The sequence below is a fragment of the Planococcus alkaliphilus genome (genome assembly GCF_057031095.1).
The window spans coordinates 2,134,007-2,149,864 of record NZ_CM168060.1 but is presented as its reverse complement, the minus strand read 5'-3'; the positions used below and the strand labels follow the sequence as shown (position 1 = coordinate 2,149,864).

The window sequence follows — 15,858 nt, the reverse complement described above, 5'->3', positions numbered from 1 at the left end:
AGTGAAACTGATTTTGAAATTCGGGTTGGCGGCTATGGGGCTGCTTCTTTTTATGTTCAGGAACGCCCATGTCCATACCTTAAAGCGACAAACTCTTCACCTGAAAGCAAAACAGCCGTTCAAACCGTTTGAAATGGTTTTTATTTCAGATATTCATCATCGGGTCCTTTCTGAAAAGATGATTGATTTTCCTGTCGATCTTATTGTCATCGGTGGCGATATCGCTGAAAAAGGAGTACCTTTAAAAAAAGTGGAACATAATCTAAAGGTTTTGAGCTCTCTTGCACCGGTATATTTCATATGGGGCAATAATGACCGGGAAGTCGATGAAACAGAGTTGAGAAGCTTATTCGAGCGTTATCATGTGAGGTTGCTGGAAAATGAAGCGGTCCCGCTTTTTGGAAATAGCCGACTTAAATTAGTGGGCTTGGACTATTTCGCTTTCAGGGAAAACCCATTGGATTCAAGCTTTGAGAATGTGGATCCTGATGACACGGTCATTTTTGTTTCGCACACGCCTTTCATTTTTCCGCGGGTGAAGGCGGATTATCCAGTAGACTTCATGCTAGCCGGCCATACACATGGCGGTCAAATCCGGCTCGGAAAGTGGGGACTCTATAAAAAAGGCAGCCTTACAGAAGAAGACGGGGTTTACCGGCTTGTCAGCAATGGCTATGGTACGACCCATCTGCCGCTGCGTTTAGGGGCGGAAGCTGAATATCATTTATTGACCATTAAACCAAAAGAAAGCACCAAATTGATTTAAATTCGGGAGATGTTAGATGTGGAAACGAAAGATGTTGTAATTATTGGTGGAGGTCCTTGCGGGCTAGCTGCAGCTATTGCGATACAAAAAATCGGATTGCAGCCGGTGGTCATTGAAAAGGGCAATATTGTCAATGCCATTTATCATTATCCGACCCATCAGACTTTTTTTAGTTCCAGCGAAAAACTTTCAATCGGCGATATTCCGTTTATCACGGAGGACCGAAAAGCGAAGCGCAACCAGGCACTGGTCTATTACCGGGAAGTTGTAAAACGAAGTGGTATTGATGTCCGGCCCTTTGAGAAAGTGTTGGGCGTTACTAAAGATGGGCTCTTTAAAGTGGAAACGACGAAAGGTGTTTACGAAGCAAAATATGTCATTGCTGCTACAGGCTATTATGACCAGCCGAACCAACTGGACGTAGAAGGGGCAGCGTTGGCGAAAGTCATGCATTATTTCAAAGAAGGCCATCCGTATTTTGACCAAAACGTGCTGGTGATCGGGGGCAAAAACTCTGCCGTTGACGCGGCGCTTGAACTGCACAAAGCGGGCAGCCACGTTACGGTGTCTTATCACGGGACCAGTTACTCGAAAAGCATCAAGCCTTGGATCTTGCCTGAATTCGATAGTTTAGTACGCAAAGGCGAAATTACGATGCTATTTGATTCGATTGTGGACCGAATCTCACAAACCGAAGTCGAGCTTACAGTAAACGACCAAAAAGAAGTGATTCCAAACGACTTCGTTTTTGCGATGATCGGCTATCATCCGGATCATGAATTTTTGACGAAACTCGGCATTACAATTGACGGGGCAACGGGCCGCCCGGAAATCAACGAAGAAACATTTGAAACCGGCGTGGCAGATCTCTATATTGCGGGTGTCATTGCAGCTGGCAATAATGCCAATGAAATCTTTATTGAAAACGGGCGATTCCACGGCGATCAGATTGCCGAGTCCATTGCGAGAAAAGAAAACCTCTTTTAAAACTTTCTTTGCTACTTAAATTTGGGATGAGCTTTAAGGTTCTGGAATTTTCCAGAACCTTTTTCTATTTATTTCATGAAGAAAGCCTTTTTTGGCATCTGGAATAGTGTAAAATATAGGGGGGAAAGGGTGTATATACGATGAATAAAAAAGTTTCTTTGATCACTACAGGGGGAACAATCGCAAGTAAGGAAATTTCGAAAGGCTTGTTGAAGTCCGGCGCAATATCCGGTAGAGAACTAGCGGCATTATGCCAGTTGCCGGAAGAAATTGAAGTGAATGTAATCGATATTTTTCAATTGCCGAGCATGCATATCGGCTTTGAGGAAATGGAAATAATTAAACAAGCGATCGATAAAGAACTGCAAGATGAAAATGTGGATGGGGTAGTTGTCACGCACGGTACAGATACATTAGAAGAGACCTCTTACTTCTTGGATTTGACAGTGGACGATGAACGTTCGGTCGTTGTAACGGGTTCGCAGCGTTCACCGGATGACGTCGGAACAGATGTCTATTCGAATCTGCGGAATTCCATCTATGTTTCAGTGGATGAAACTTTGCACGGCGTCGGAACAGTGGTCGTCTTTAATGAACGGATCTATTCAGCAAAATATGTTAAAAAAGTCCATTCGAGCAACCTTCAAGGATTCGACTCTTTCGGACACGGCTATTTAGGGATAATTGACAATGATGTTGTGAGTGTTTATCAAAAGCCGATTTCACGCGAAGTCCATTCCTTAAACGGAGTTCTTCCGAAGGTGGATATTGTAAAATGCTATTCCGGACAAGACGGCCGTCTGGTTGATTTATTGGTAGAAAGCGGTTCTGAGGGGATTATTCTTGAAGCGGCAGGCAGAGGCCAAGTATCGCCGCATATGGTTGATGCGATAGAACGTGCTGTGAAAAAAGGCGTAACAGTAGTGTTAACTACAAGTGCCGAAGAAGGAAATGCTTATCCGAGTTATGGCTATCCGGGCAGTGCACATGACTTGCTGCTGAAAGGCGTTCTTTTGGCAAGTGATTACGACAGTAAAAAAGCAAGAATTAAATTAGCGGTAATGCTGTCTGAGAAGAAAGAAATAGATATGAATAGCTTTACTTATTGAATTTCAATTAGGGCAGATTCGGCTAAAATTTTCCAGTGAATCGTGTTATACTAAAGAGACTCTAAGCAAAGGAGCAGGCGTATGATTATTTTACTGACAGTTGCAATTGCTCCCAGTTTAGCTTTGTTTAGTTATTTTTACCTTCGCGATCAATTTTCGAGTGAGCCTTCAAGGCTCTTGCTGAATTGCTTTATTTACGGGGCGGTCTTAACTTTTCCAATCATGTTTATCCAATACGTTTTCCAGACTGAAGGCGTTTTTAACCATTTGTTTGCTCAAAATGTTCTTTTTGCAAGTACTGTAGAAGAGTTTTTTAAATGGCTGGTATTGATTATCGCAGTTTATCGGCATATTGATTTTGAAGACCCATATGACGGAATTCTTTACGGGGCAAGTGTGTCTCTTGGGTTCGCGACGGTTGAAAATGTGCTCTACCTATTGGAATTCGGACTACAGACAGCTTTTATCCGGGCTTTCCTTCCGGTTTCAAGCCATGCGCTATTTGGAGTAGTAATGGGTTATTATTTAGGAAGAGCAAAATTTACAAATTCTAATGATGGCCGCAAATGGCTTTTCTGGAGTTTATTGGCTTCATTGGTGCTCCACATTCTTTATAATTCGATCTTGTATTCGAATACAAGTTGGTCGTATGGAGTCATTCCGTTCATGCTGTTCCTTTGGTGGTTCGGCCTTCGGAAAGTCAAGCAAGCGCATCAACTGTCTTTAACGCATTATCACGACCATACTTCGCTGCATCCTTAAATTCGGATGCGGCGATTTTTTTTATTTTCTTTGGAAGGTTATCTGGCTGAGATAAACGCTAGCGCTTTTCTTGTCTAGCTCCAGCGCCCAGATTCTCTAGGTCATAAGCCAATCCCTCTGTGCGGCTGAAGAGACGCCGCTTCGAGCGATTGTCTTATGCTCGTCGAATCTACACGGGCACTTGCGCTTTTCATCTGTCTAGACTCAGGCGGCCTAGCCCCTCGAGACGCTTCGGACTTTCAGTTAATGGCAAAAAGCGCCATTTCCTGAAAGTCCTCCAGCGCTTGTCGGTGCTGGATAGGCGCCTTTGCTTTTCTATGTTAAAATAAATCGAATACATATGATGAGGTGACTGTTTTGGCTAAACCGATACAAATTGCGATCGACGGACCTGCAGCGGCAGGAAAAAGTACGATTGCTAAAATTGTGGCAGAGAAATTAGGGTATATATATATTGATACAGGAGCGATGTACCGTGCGATTACGCTGAAAGCGATCAATCAAGGGATTGATCTTTCGAGCAATGAAGAGGCGGGGGCTTTGCTTTTAGAAACGGCAATTGATCTTCAGCCTTCAACGAACGGACAGCTAGTATTTTTAGATCGAAAAAATGTGACGGAAGAAATCCGGACACAAGTTGTGACACAAGCCGTATCGCAGATGTCTGCACACGGGCTTGTACGTGAGCGCATGGTTGAGTTGCAGCAGCAATTGGCTGAAGGGCGCGGTGTCGTAATGGACGGCCGTGATATCGGCACACACGTGCTGCCAAATGCTCCGCTGAAAATCTTCATGTCAGCAAGTGTAGAAGAACGTGCAGCGAGAAGATTCAAGGAAAACAAAACGCGCGGAATCGAAACGCCGCTTCATGAGCTTCAGGCTGAAATTGCCAAACGCGATAAAATGGACAGCGAACGTGAAGTGGCGCCTTTGAAAAAAGCGGAAGATGCTATTTTCTTGGATACTACCACATTAACGATACAAGAAGCGGCTTCAGAAATATTGAAACTGGCAGAAGAAAGGTTGAGTTAAAGTGAACTTATATGCATTTGGTAAAGCATTGGTTAAAACAGCATTAACTCCTCTGTACCGATTTGAAGTGATCGGTGCTGAAAAATTCCCTAAAGAAGGTGGAATCCTGCTTTGCTCGAATCATATTCATGCACTGGATCCACCGGTCGTTGGTATGACAGCTCCACGAACTGTCCATTTCATGGCTAAGGAAGAATTATTTAAGCTGCCGGTGCTCGGCGGCATTTTGCCGAAAGTAAATGCTTTTCCTGTGAAGCGCGGAATGAGCGACCGGGAAGCGATGCGGACAGCATTAAAAGTGCTGAAAAGCGGAGAAGTGGTCGGCCTTTTTCCGGAAGGCACCCGGTCAACTGACGGAGTTTTGAAAAAAGGCTTGAGCGGGGCGGGTTTCTTTGCCTTGAGAGGCGAGGCGGACGTGATGCCGTGTGCGATTATCGGCCCCTATAAAACGTTTAGAAAAGTGAAAGTGGTCTACGGTGATCCGATTCAAATGGCTCCATTTCGGGAGAGAAAAGCTTCTGCTGATGAAGTGACCGAAGTGATTATGGCAAGCATCCAAGATATTCTGAATGAATACAGTAAAAATAAGTGATTATTTTTGTTTTTATTAGAGAATTCGAATAAAATAGGAAGTGGATAGTTTGTGAAGGAGGGCTACTTATGTCTGAGGAAATGAATATGATGGAAAACAGTGATTTCCAAGTCGGAAGTCATGTAAAAGGTATAGTTGCTAAAATCGAAGAAAAAGCAGTAACCGTGACAATCGAAGGAGCACCTTTTGATGGGGTTATACCGATTAGCGAATTGTCGAGCCTCCACATTGAAAAAGCATCAGATTCAGTACAAGTAGGTGATGAACTGGAATTGGTCATCACAAAAGTCGAAGATGAGAACTTCGTATTGTCCAAGCGCAAAGTCGATGCCGAACAGGCGTGGGACGACTTGGAGAAAAAGTTCGAATCCGGCGAAATCATCGAATCGGAAGTGAAGGATGTCGTAAAAGGCGGATTGGTCGTGGATCTTGGCGTCCGCGGATTTGTGCCAGCTTCACTGGTTGAAGATTATTTCGTTGAGTCCTTCGAGGACTATAAAGGAAAAGTCATGACTTTTAAAATTGTTGAAATGGAGAAAGAAAATAACCGTTTGATCCTTTCCCACCGCGCGGTAGTAGAGTCTGAAAAGGAATCCCAAAAAGTTGAAGTGATGGAAACCATCCATGCTGGGGATGTACTGACTGGCAAAGTCCAGCGCATCGCTTCATTCGGCGCTTTTGTGGACATCGGAGGAGTAGATGGCCTTGTCCATATCTCTCAATTGTCGCACGAGCATGTCGAAAAAGTTTCTGATGTTGTAACAGAAGGCCAAGAAGTGCAAGTAAAAGTGCTTTCTGTTGACCGTGACTCAGAACGGATTTCATTATCAATTAAAGACACGCTTCCTGGACCGTGGGATTCGATTGAAGACAAAGCTCCGAAAGGTTCTGTCCATGACGGCAAAGTGAAGCGTCTGGTGAGTTATGGAGCATTCGTAGAAGTATTGCCAGGGGTAGAAGGCCTTGTCCATATTTCTCAAATTGCCCATAAGCACATCGGAACGCCGCATGAAGTGCTGTCTGAAGGCCAGGAAGTCCAAGTGAAAGTCCTTGATGTCAACAAAGAGGATAAACGCCTATCCCTTAGCATCAAGGAACTCCAGGAAAAAGAGCGGGAACAGGATTTTACTAATTATGAAATGCCTGAAGAGTCAAGCGGATTTTCCATTAGCGATGTCATCGGCGATAAATTAAAAGGATTTAAATCTGAATAATATGTCGAGAGCAGAAAGAAAGATGGATCATATTCAATTTGCGCTGTCCACTGGCCAAAGCGATGAGACAATGTTCGAAGATATTCGCTTCGTCCATTCTGCATTGCCTGGAATTGGCCTTTCGGATGTCAGCATTCATATGGAAACAGGTGATTTGGAATTCGAATCACCTGTTTTTATTAATGCCATGACGGGCGGAGGCGGCAGTGAAACGGCAAAATTAAACGGCATGCTTGCAAGAGCTGCAAAAGAAACAGGCCTCGCCATGGCGGTAGGCTCTCAAATGGCCGCCTTGAAAGATTCCAGCGAAAGAGCAAGCTACGAAATCGTCCGTAAGGAAAACCCGTCTGGTTTTATTATGGGCAATTTGGGAAGTGAAGCGAGCATTCAACAGGCGCAGGAAGCGATTGAAATGCTCGAGGCAAATGCACTTCAAATCCATTTAAATGTAATTCAGGAATTGACCATGCCAGAAGGTGATCGGGATTTTAAAGGTGCATTGGAACGTATCGGCCTAATCGCTGAATCCGTGGAAGTGCCGATCATCGTCAAAGAAACCGGATTTGGCATTTCTAAAGAAACAGCCGAATTATTGGCGGCCACACAAATTGCTGCTATTGATGTCAGCGGTTACGGCGGGACGAATTTCGCTTCGATTGAAAACGAGCGCAGGCAGCGGAAACTATCGTATTTTCAAGATTGGGGCGTTCCGACCGCAGCGGCGATTGTAGAAACGAAATCAGTCTTCGGGAAAACGGTGCTAGCTTCCGGCGGCATCCGGAATGCGCAAGAGATGATCAAGTCTTTTGCCCTAGGCGCTTCAGCAGCCGGCCTTGCGGGATCTTTTTTAAAGACAGCCTTCTTTAAAGGGGAAGCAAGTTTAATAGAAGAAATTCAATTACTGCTGGAAGATCTTAAAATGATGATGACTGCTTTGGGTGCAGAAAAAATGAGTGATCTTGAAAAATGTCCATTAATTATTTCGGGAGAACTTTATCATTACCTTGAGATTCGAGGATTGGATCCTAAATCTTTTGCATGGCGCAAGAAAAACTGAATATTACACCTTTTAAGGTGATGGACATTTACAAGATGCCATCACCTTTTTCGTGTATAATAGGCATATCAGAAGTGGAAGGATGAACTAATTATGTCAAAACCGGTAGTAGCAATCGTTGGCCGGCCGAACGTCGGGAAATCGACAATCTTTAATCGGATTGTTGGAGAACGCGTTTCTATAGTGGAAGATATTCCAGGAGTAACACGTGACCGCATCTATAGTTCGGCAGATTGGCTGACACATGAATTCAATATCATCGATACAGGCGGAATCGACCTGCGGGACGAACCGTTCTTAGAACAGATCCGCCAGCAAGCGGAAATCGCAATGGATGAGGCAGATGTTATCATCTTCCTTGTAAACGGACGCGATGGCGTCACGGCTCAAGACGAGCAAGTAGCGAAAATTTTATACCGCACTAAAAAGCCGGTTATTTTGGCTGTCAATAAAATTGACAATCCGGACATGCGCCACATGATTTATGACTTCTATACGTTAGGGGCAGGCGAACCATTCCCGATTTCCGGTTCACATGGACTAGGGCTTGGAGATTTATTGGATGAAGTGGCTAAAAACTTCCCGAAAGAAGATGAAGAGGAATATCCGGATAATGTGATTAAATTCTCTTTAATCGGACGTCCAAATGTCGGGAAATCTTCACTTGTCAACTCGTTTTTAGGAGAAGAAAGAGTAATTGTCAGCGAAGTGGCAGGGACTACACGTGATGCTATTGATACCCAGTATACGTATGAAGATCAGCCGTATGTCATCATTGATACAGCGGGCATGCGCAAAAAAGGGAAAGTCTACGAAACGACAGAGAAGTACAGCGTGCTTCGTGCACTTCGCGCAATCGAACGCTCTGATGTAGTTTTGGTCGTTTTAAACGCCGAAGAAGGCATCCAGGAGCAAGACAAGAAAATTGCCGGATATGCCCATGAAGCAGGGAAAGCAATTGTCATTATTGTCAATAAATGGGATGCGATTGAAAAAGACGAGAAAACGATGAATGTCATGACGCGTAAAATCCGTGAACATTTCTTATTCTTGGATTATGCTCCGATTATGTTTGTTTCCGCAATTAGCGGAAAACGCGTCCATAATATTTTGGAAGTTGTCAATAAAGTCAATGACAACCATTCACGCCGCATCCAGTCCAGCATATTGAATGAAGTTATCGAAGATGCAGTGGCAATGAACCCGGCACCATCTGATAAAGGCCGTCGTCTGCGCCTTTATTACGCGACGCAAGTGGCTATCCAGCCGCCGACATTTGTCGTGTTTGTCAACGAACCCGAATTGATGCACTTCAGTTATGAACGTTTCCTGCAAAACCGAATCCGTGAAAGTTTTGATTTCGAAGGAACACCGCTCCGGCTGATTACGCGTGCTCGGACATAATTGTTTAAAGGTGGTGCGATAAGATGGAAAAAGTATCTGTATATGGCGCAGGAAGCTGGGGAACTGCATTAAGTTTTGTCCTTGCTCAAAATGGCCACGATGTTCTGCTTTGGACCCACCGTGCCGAGCAGGCTGATGAAATTAATAGGCATTCGAATGAGAAGTATCTGAAAGGGATCAAATTGCCTGACAGTCTAAAGGCGACAAGTGACTTGGCAGAAACCGTCCATCATTCGAAAGTTTTGGTCTTAGCAGTTCCTACGAAAGCAATCAGAGAAGTTTGCGTAAAGATAAAAGAAAACTTGACCGAAAAAGTTTTATTTGTCCATGTCTCTAAAGGTATTGAACCGGATTCGTTAAAACGCATCAGTGAAATGATTCGTGAAGAAATTCCGGCACAATGGGTTGAAGACGTAGTCGTTCTTTCAGGGCCAAGCCATGCAGAAGAAGTGGTGCTTGAACATCCGACGACTGTAACTGCCGCTTGTGAGAATACGGCTTCAGCTGAATTTGTGCAAGATCTCTTCATGAACCATTACTTCCGCGTTTATACGAATACGGATGTCATCGGTGTTGAAATTGGCGGTGCTTTGAAGAATATCATCGCCTTGGCTGTCGGGATTACAGATGGCTTAGGGTACGGCGATAATGCCAAAGCGGCTTTAATGACCCGTGGCCTTGCGGAAATTGCCCGTCTAGGAGTGAAGATGGGGGCTACGCCACTCACTTTCTCCGGACTATCCGGTGTCGGCGACCTGATCGTTACGTGCACCAGTCCGCATTCCCGGAACTGGCGGGCGGGCAATATGCTCGGCAAAGGCAAAACGATCGAAGAGGTTCTGGAAGAAATGGGAATGGTAGTAGAAGGCATTCGGACGACGAAAGCGGCATTTCAGCTAGCGAAAGCCTATGATGTTCCGATGCCGATCACTGCGGCTCTTTATGCCGTCCTGTTTGAAGAAGTATCAACCAATGAAGCTGCCGAAAAGCTAATGGGCAGAATGAAGAAGAATGAAATGGAAGATTTAATCAACCTGCTTTAACCGTAAAAAAGAGAAGAGCTGCAATATTGCGGACTCTTCTTTTTTGTTGCGGGGAAATTTAAGGGAGCTTGGGCATGCGGGAACAGGAAGGTTTTTCCGGACGTGAAATTGTCCCAGGCCCGTCAAATCTGCACAGGCACCTGTGCATTTCTTATGCTATACTATGGACTGAAACTGAACGAAAGGCGGGCAATTATGAGTTCTTTAGACAAGATGTGGGTCTCTTTTGCAGGAATTGCTTTTTTAATGATTTCCATGGGAATGATTTACTTGAGCAGATACAAGCTGAATAACGGCTTCTTAAAATTTATTTTCGCGTTGGTCGCATATATTTTGCTGATCTTAGGATTCTTTATTATGGTATTTATTATATTCAGCGGGCCGACAGGCGGCGCTTGAGGTGATAAAAATGAAAAAAGTTTCAATGCTTATCATGTTTACGGTTATTGCACTGCTTTTGAGTGGCTGCATGTTTCCTGAAAGCGAACGGGCTGAAAATCAGATCCCATACGAGGAACAAGTTAATTCCGTACAAAATGCAGTCAAGCAGTATCAAGAGGAAAGCGGCGGATTATTGCCGATTAAGACAAGAGATATGGATGTGGACCAATACATCAAATATCCGATTGATTTTTCAAAGATTGTTCCGAAATATTTAGCTGAAATTCCTTCCAATGCTTTTGAGACTGGCGGAATCTTTCAGTATGTGTTGATGGACGTCGAAGAAAATCCGACGGTAAAATTGGTCGACCTTCAAGTGGCTGAAACCATTCGCTCCATCAATGTCCGAAAAAGCGCTAACGGCGGCCAAGCTCCAATCGCTGAAATCATCGCAGACAATGTTTACCGGTTAAACTATACGGCAATGGGATTCAGGGAAGAGCAAGTGGCAATAAGCCCTTATAGCGGCCGTAATCTGCCGCTGGTGATTACGGGCAGAGGCGATGTTTACGTTGATTACTCCATGGATTTGTATACAGAACTGCAGGAATACGAAGGAACGATTGAAGAGGGGCAGGACATCCGGTTTTTGTTATATGATGACAGCCCGATTGTCCCCGCTTATTCACTTCCGTACACTGTCAACGAAGAAATGGAACCGATCTTTAATAACGAGTAAATTATTGATTTAACAAGATTTCTGCTAAAAAAGAGCTGCATTTAGAATATTTTGTCAGTATTTTACTGTTTTATTGCTAAAGCGCTCTATTAGTTGTTGCTATGCGATTTTCGATATGATACTCTTTTTACAGGATTGATGGTTTGCATCCCCTTTGAGAGGAGGTGAATGGCATGAACAAAACAGAATTAGTGAACTCTGTTGCTGAAGCAGCTGAGCTTTCTCGTAAAGATGCTGCGAAAGCAGTTGACGCTGCATTTGAAGCGATTCAAGACGCTCTAACTAAAGGTGACAAAGTCCAATTGATTGGATTCGGTAACTTTGAAGTACGCGAACGCGCAGCCCGCAAAGGACGCAACCCGCAAACTGGTGCTGAGATCGAAATCGCAGCTAGCAAAGTACCTGCATTTAAACCAGGTAAAGCGCTTAAAGACGCAGTGAAATAATCTACAGTGCAGTACATAGAATGGCTTTTGTGTGATTTGTCACGCAAAAGCCATTCTTTTTTTAAGCATACATTTTTGCGAATCCCGAACGTATATGCTACGATTCATGTGAGAAAAGCGGAGAGAGCCGCTCAAGTTCAGCCATTTAGAATAGAACTGGATTAAAATCATGAACATATGAGCCCTAATAACAGAATTAAAAACAACGAAGCTGCTAACGGGTAAACCGAATCCGTTTATACAGGAGGAAACAGAGTGATTGATTTAGATACGCAAAAAGTGGACTTAGATAAAATTGAAAAAGCGGTAACAATGATATTGGAGGCTGTGGGTGAAGACCCGAGCCGTGAAGGTTTGCTTGATACCCCGAAACGGGTTGCTAAAATGTATGCGGAAATCTTCTCAGGCTTGAAGGAAGACCCGAAGGAATATTTTAAGACGGTTTTCCATGAAGGGCATGAAGAGCTTGTATTAGTGAAAGACATTCCATTTTACTCGACTTGTGAGCATCATTTAGTTCCCTTCTTCGGTAAAGCGCATATCGCTTATATTCCTCGGGACGGAGTAGTGACGGGTCTAAGCAAATTAGCGAGGGCTGTGGAAACTGTAGCGAAACGCCCCCAGCTGCAAGAACGCATTACTTCAACCATTGCAGATTCTTTAATGGAGACGTTGAATCCACATGGCGTCTATGTAATGATTGAAGCAGAACATATGTGCATGACGATGAGAGGCATTAAAAAACCTGGAGCGAAGACCGTAACGGCTGTTTCAAGAGGCATCTTCGAAACGGATGATGTTAAACGTGCTGAAGTTATGACTTATATTAATATGACTTAAAAATTACAGGAAAAGCAGGTGCGGAAATGGCTCAACCAGAATACATTGTGATCCGTGCGCAGGAAGACGGCGTAAACGTAATTGGATTGACGCGGGGAAACGATACAAAATTCCATCATACAGAAAAACTGGATAAAGGCGAAGTGATGATCGCCCAATTCACAGAACACACGTCAGCGATGAAAATTCGCGGAAAAGCGGAGATTCAAACTGCTCATGGCGTTATCGAAAGCGAAACGAAAAAATAGGGTCATTTGGGTGAAGGCAAGGCTTTGCCTGTGATATAATAGTCTAGTATGGCTAAATCATGAATGGAGCAAGCAGTATGAATGAACAACAAATACATTCGAAAATTACTTCCCTGGAAATCGAAGTCCTTAAAGCTGTAAAACAGCGGACGCTCGAAAAGTACACGGAAGGTCCATCCGTCGAGCGGGAGCGTTTGTTTTTCTTGCTGCTGCCATCTTTAGACGGAAAGCAATGGTCTGCAGACATAGAACAGACGGCTAAAACCGTATCTATCGTCTACGCGGCGTTGCATGCCCATGACCAAGTGAAAGAAGATATTCTGGCTTCGAAAAAACAGCAGCTGACGGTTTTGGCTGGTGATTTCTATAGCGGAATTTATTATCAGATGCTTTCCAATATGGAAAACTTGACAATGATTAAGCACTTGGCTTCAGCAATCATTAGTGTGAGCGAAAGAAAGGCTTCTTTTTACGACGAAGTGGTGCGCCCGATTAAACTGGTCGATGAGCAAATCCAAAAAAATGAAATTGAACTGATTGAAACGTTCTACAAATTTTATGGCTATCAAGAATATACGAAGTTGGCAAAAGCAATGCTTAGTTACGTCAGATATGAAGAGGAATTAAAATGTTTGAAAGAAGGCGGGCAAAGCCGCATTCTTCAAGTGTTAAACAAATCTCTCCAGTATTCTGTGGACACAGAGACATGGCTTTTGGAGAAATTGGACGTTCTGCATGATCAAGTGATTGAAACTATGCGAGACGCTAAATTTGATTATGAATTGAAGAATTTCATGCTCCATAAAATAACCCCGCACCAGCATAGAGCTGAGCAGCTAACCCGAGAAGGATGACTGATATGCAAAAAACAAAAGAACAGAAAGTCCACGAAGTTTTTGAGAAAATTTCCGATAATTATGACCACATGAATTCTGTCATCAGTTTTCAACAACATAGCAAATGGCGCAAAGATACGATGCAAAAGCTTCAAGTGCCAAGAGGCGCATCTGTAATTGATGTCTGCTGCGGTACTGGAGATTGGACGATTGCACATGCAGAAGCGACCGGCGAACAAGGCCATGTAGTTGGACTGGATTTCAGCCAGAACATGTTGAATGTAGGAATCGAAAAAACTAAGCACCTCCCTCAAGTGAAAATGATTCAGGGCAATGCGATGTCTTTGCCTTTCCCTGATAATTCATTTGATTTTGCCACGATCGGTTTTGGTTTGCGGAATGTACCGGATTATCGCCAAGTCCTTTCTGAAATGCACCGTGTGCTCAAGCCGGGCGGAGTAATCGCTTGCCTTGAAACTTCCCAGCCGAATAATTTATTGTTCAAACCGGTTTTTAGATTCTACTTCAGATTCATCATGCCTGTATTCGGTAAATTATTTGCAAAGAGCTATAAAGAGTATTCTTGGCTGCAGGAATCGGCTAAAGATTTCCCGGGCATGAAACCATTGGCGAAATTGTTTACCCAGGTGGGATTTGTTAAAGTGAAGTATAAGCCTTATACAGGAGGAGCTGCAGCTCTTCATTTAGGCATGAAAAAAGTAAATTAGCGGGAGAAGGTTATTTAGTGGAAAAGGTGAAGTTGAAATTGCTCTATTCCGATATTAAACCGGAATTGGATATGATCGAAAAAGAATTAGAACAGGCAGTGGATTCCGAATCTCCCTTACTAAATGATGCTTCTCTTCATCTATTACAGGCTGGAGGAAAACGAATCCGACCTGTTTTTGTTTTGCTTGCCGGCAAATTTGGAAATTACAATATTGATGTGATGAAGCGCGTCGCTGTACCTTTAGAGCTGATTCATATGGCTTCATTGGTGCACGATGACGTAATTGATGATTCTGAGCTTAGAAGAGGCAAACCGACAGTAAAAGCAGAGTGGAATAATAGTGTCGCGATGTATACGGGAGATTTCATCTTAGCTCGGGCATTGGAATATATTACAGAAATTGAAGATCCAAAACTCCATCAAATCTTGTCGAAGACAATGATTGAAGTATGCCGAGGCGAAATCATCCAAATTGAAGACAAGTTCAAATTAGATCAGAATTTGCGTGATTACTTGCGCCGAATCAAACGGAAGACGGCTTTGCTCATTTCCTCCAGCTGTGAACTCGGTGCCTTGGTTTCTGGAGCGGATTTAAAAACGGTTGCCCATTTGAGAAGGTTTGGTTATTTTATCGGCATGTCGTTTCAGATTATTGATGATATTTTGGACTTCACTTCTTCGGATGAAGAATTGGGGAAACCAGCCGGGAGCGATTTTATGCAAGGCAATATGACCTTGCCGGTTTTATGTGCGCGTAAAGATCCAGAGACCTACGAGCTATTGAAGAAAAATCTTCAAAAGGAAATGTCTGATGAAGAGAGGCTGAATATTGTCAGAACGATTCGCAACAGCCCCGCAATTGAAGAAGCAAAGAAAATCAGCGAGAAGTATTTAGAAAAAGCATTGGAAGAATTATCTTATTTGCCTAAAAGCTCAGCCAGTAAAACGATGCGCAAAATCGCATTCTTCATTGGCAAGAGAAAGTTTTAGAACAGAGTTGACAAATAGGTTCAAACTGATAGTATTTTTTAAGGTGGGCAAAAATGCCTGAGCTTTTAATAGAGGAGTGTTCATAATGGAAAAAACTTTCTTGATGGTTAAACCAGACGGAGTACAACGCAATGTAATCGGTGAAATCGTAGCACGTTTTGAGAAAAAAGGTTATCACTTGGTTGGCGCTAAATTGATGCAGATCCCAACTGAATTGGCTGAACAGCATTACGGTGAACATAAAGAGCGTCCGTTCTTCGGCGAATTAGTTGACTTCATCACTTCAGGCCCTGTATTTGCAATGGTATGGGAAGGCGAAAACGTTATTTTGACTGCACGTCAAATGATGGGCGCTACAAACCCTAAAGATGCAGCTCCAGGAACAATCCGTGGAGATTTCGCTGTAACTGTAGGCAAAAACATGATTCACGGTTCGGACTCTGCTGAGAGCGCTGAGCGTGAAATTGGCTTGTTCTTCAAAGAAGAAGAATTAGTAACTTATGAAAAAACAATGAACAACTGGGTTAACTAATCCAGCTTTTAAAAAAGCGGCGTATGCTGCTTTTTTTTTGCTCATTTTTATTTTTTGCCTAATAATTTTTGGACAGTTTAGTTTTATCTAAATTTAAGATAGAATTGAGGAAATGCAATATGTTATAGTGGTACATAAATACTTTAGTGC

The 15,858-nt window shown here is 43.3% G+C and carries 19 protein-coding genes; all 19 read left to right on the top strand.

All coding sequences use genetic code 11. The features are described 5' to 3' along the window. The first annotated feature begins 1 nt into the window (after position 1). The 19 genes from AC2EXB_RS11550 to ndk all read left to right on the top strand — a co-directional run bounded on the left by AC2EXB_RS11550 (position 2) and on the right by ndk (position 15,708). Positions 2-766: a metallophosphoesterase gene (locus tag AC2EXB_RS11550; RefSeq protein ID WP_483601529.1), complete on the top strand. Its 765-nt coding sequence runs from the start codon at positions 2-4 to the stop codon at positions 764-766. Positions 767-784: 18 nt separating this feature from the next. Next, positions 785-1,753 (top strand): YpdA family putative bacillithiol disulfide reductase, encoded by a 969-nt coding sequence (locus AC2EXB_RS11545; RefSeq protein ID WP_483601528.1) that lies wholly within the window; start codon positions 785-787, stop codon positions 1,751-1,753. Between the two features lie 140 nt (positions 1,754-1,893). Beyond that, on the top strand, positions 1,894-2,862 hold the full coding sequence (locus AC2EXB_RS11540) for an asparaginase (protein WP_483601526.1): 969 nt from the start codon (positions 1,894-1,896) through the stop codon (positions 2,860-2,862). Positions 2,863-2,943: 81 nt separating this feature from the next. Further along, entirely contained in the window at positions 2,944-3,624 is a 681-nt protein-coding gene (gene prsW / locus AC2EXB_RS11535; protein ID WP_235196470.1) for a glutamic-type intramembrane protease PrsW, read from the top strand. Positions 3,625-3,981: 357 nt separating this feature from the next. Next, entirely contained in the window at positions 3,982-4,656 is a 675-nt protein-coding gene (gene cmk, locus AC2EXB_RS11530) for a (d)CMP kinase (RefSeq protein WP_235196468.1), read from the top strand. A 1-nt stretch (position 4,657) separates the two neighbouring features. Next, entirely contained in the window at positions 4,658-5,248 is a 591-nt protein-coding gene (locus AC2EXB_RS11525) for a lysophospholipid acyltransferase family protein (RefSeq protein WP_483601525.1), read from the top strand. A 68-nt stretch (positions 5,249-5,316) separates the two neighbouring features. Beyond that, positions 5,317-6,462: a 30S ribosomal protein S1 gene (gene rpsA, locus AC2EXB_RS11520; protein ID WP_483601523.1), complete on the top strand. Its 1,146-nt coding sequence runs from the start codon at positions 5,317-5,319 to the stop codon at positions 6,460-6,462. A gap of 22 nt (positions 6,463-6,484) precedes the next feature. Continuing rightward, positions 6,485-7,519 (top strand): type 2 isopentenyl-diphosphate Delta-isomerase, encoded by a 1,035-nt coding sequence (fni, locus tag AC2EXB_RS11515; RefSeq protein WP_483601522.1) that lies wholly within the window; start codon positions 6,485-6,487, stop codon positions 7,517-7,519. A 93-nt stretch (positions 7,520-7,612) separates the two neighbouring features. Further along, complete coding sequence (gene der / locus AC2EXB_RS11510) at positions 7,613-8,923, top strand: ribosome biogenesis GTPase Der (protein ID WP_483601520.1); 1,311 nt, start codon at positions 7,613-7,615, stop codon at positions 8,921-8,923. Positions 8,924-8,946: 23 nt separating this feature from the next. Further along, positions 8,947-9,966, top strand: coding sequence for an NAD(P)H-dependent glycerol-3-phosphate dehydrogenase (locus tag AC2EXB_RS11505; RefSeq protein WP_483601519.1), 1,020 nt, complete (start codon positions 8,947-8,949; stop codon positions 9,964-9,966). Between the two features lie 195 nt (positions 9,967-10,161). Then, positions 10,162-10,365 (top strand): DUF2768 domain-containing protein, encoded by a 204-nt coding sequence (locus AC2EXB_RS11500; RefSeq protein ID WP_235196461.1) that lies wholly within the window; start codon positions 10,162-10,164, stop codon positions 10,363-10,365. Between the two features lie 10 nt (positions 10,366-10,375). Beyond that, positions 10,376-11,086 (top strand): hypothetical protein, encoded by a 711-nt coding sequence (locus tag AC2EXB_RS11495; protein WP_235196459.1) that lies wholly within the window; start codon positions 10,376-10,378, stop codon positions 11,084-11,086. 173 nt (positions 11,087-11,259) lie between these two features. Beyond that, positions 11,260-11,532, top strand: a complete 273-nt coding sequence (locus AC2EXB_RS11490; protein ID WP_052651392.1) for an HU family DNA-binding protein — start codon at positions 11,260-11,262, stop codon at positions 11,530-11,532. 255 nt (positions 11,533-11,787) lie between these two features. Then, positions 11,788-12,372: a GTP cyclohydrolase I FolE gene (gene folE, locus AC2EXB_RS11485; protein WP_483601517.1), complete on the top strand. Its 585-nt coding sequence runs from the start codon at positions 11,788-11,790 to the stop codon at positions 12,370-12,372. A gap of 26 nt (positions 12,373-12,398) precedes the next feature. Continuing rightward, positions 12,399-12,620 (top strand): trp RNA-binding attenuation protein MtrB, encoded by a 222-nt coding sequence (gene mtrB, locus AC2EXB_RS11480; RefSeq protein WP_052654470.1) that lies wholly within the window; start codon positions 12,399-12,401, stop codon positions 12,618-12,620. 77 nt (positions 12,621-12,697) lie between these two features. After that, on the top strand, positions 12,698-13,474 hold the full coding sequence (locus tag AC2EXB_RS11475; RefSeq protein ID WP_483601516.1) for a heptaprenyl diphosphate synthase component 1: 777 nt from the start codon (positions 12,698-12,700) through the stop codon (positions 13,472-13,474). Positions 13,475-13,479: 5 nt separating this feature from the next. Then, complete coding sequence (locus AC2EXB_RS11470; RefSeq protein ID WP_235196454.1) at positions 13,480-14,184, top strand: demethylmenaquinone methyltransferase; 705 nt, start codon at positions 13,480-13,482, stop codon at positions 14,182-14,184. A 17-nt stretch (positions 14,185-14,201) separates the two neighbouring features. Next, positions 14,202-15,176, top strand: a complete 975-nt coding sequence (hepT, locus tag AC2EXB_RS11465) for a heptaprenyl diphosphate synthase component II (RefSeq protein WP_483601514.1) — start codon at positions 14,202-14,204, stop codon at positions 15,174-15,176. An 85-nt stretch (positions 15,177-15,261) separates the two neighbouring features. Next, positions 15,262-15,708, top strand: coding sequence for a nucleoside-diphosphate kinase (ndk, locus tag AC2EXB_RS11460; protein ID WP_052651396.1), 447 nt, complete (start codon positions 15,262-15,264; stop codon positions 15,706-15,708). Positions 15,709-15,858 lie beyond the last annotated feature (150 nt).

Excerpts from the sequence above, each read along its gene's own strand:
- AC2EXB_RS11540 (WP_483601526.1), top strand. The coding sequence starts at position 1,894 with ATGAATAAAAAAGTTTCTTTGATCACTACAGGGGGAACAATCGCAAGT.
- prsW (WP_235196470.1), top strand. The coding sequence starts at position 2,944 with ATGATTATTTTACTGACAGTTGCAATTGCTCCCAGTTTAGCTTTGTTT.
- rpsA (WP_483601523.1), top strand. The coding sequence starts at position 5,317 with ATGTCTGAGGAAATGAATATGATGGAAAACAGTGATTTCCAAGTCGGA.
- fni (WP_483601522.1), top strand. The coding sequence starts at position 6,485 with ATGGATCATATTCAATTTGCGCTGTCCACTGGCCAAAGCGATGAGACA.
- der (WP_483601520.1), top strand. The coding sequence starts at position 7,613 with ATGTCAAAACCGGTAGTAGCAATCGTTGGCCGGCCGAACGTCGGGAAA.
- AC2EXB_RS11505 (WP_483601519.1), top strand. The coding sequence starts at position 8,947 with ATGGAAAAAGTATCTGTATATGGCGCAGGAAGCTGGGGAACTGCATTA.
- AC2EXB_RS11500 (WP_235196461.1), top strand. The coding sequence starts at position 10,162 with ATGAGTTCTTTAGACAAGATGTGGGTCTCTTTTGCAGGAATTGCTTTT.
- AC2EXB_RS11495 (WP_235196459.1), top strand. The coding sequence starts at position 10,376 with ATGAAAAAAGTTTCAATGCTTATCATGTTTACGGTTATTGCACTGCTT.
- AC2EXB_RS11490 (WP_052651392.1), top strand. The coding sequence starts at position 11,260 with ATGAACAAAACAGAATTAGTGAACTCTGTTGCTGAAGCAGCTGAGCTT.
- mtrB (WP_052654470.1), top strand. The coding sequence starts at position 12,399 with ATGGCTCAACCAGAATACATTGTGATCCGTGCGCAGGAAGACGGCGTA.
- AC2EXB_RS11475 (WP_483601516.1), top strand. The coding sequence starts at position 12,698 with ATGAATGAACAACAAATACATTCGAAAATTACTTCCCTGGAAATCGAA.
- AC2EXB_RS11470 (WP_235196454.1), top strand. The coding sequence starts at position 13,480 with ATGCAAAAAACAAAAGAACAGAAAGTCCACGAAGTTTTTGAGAAAATT.
- ndk (WP_052651396.1), top strand. The coding sequence starts at position 15,262 with ATGGAAAAAACTTTCTTGATGGTTAAACCAGACGGAGTACAACGCAAT.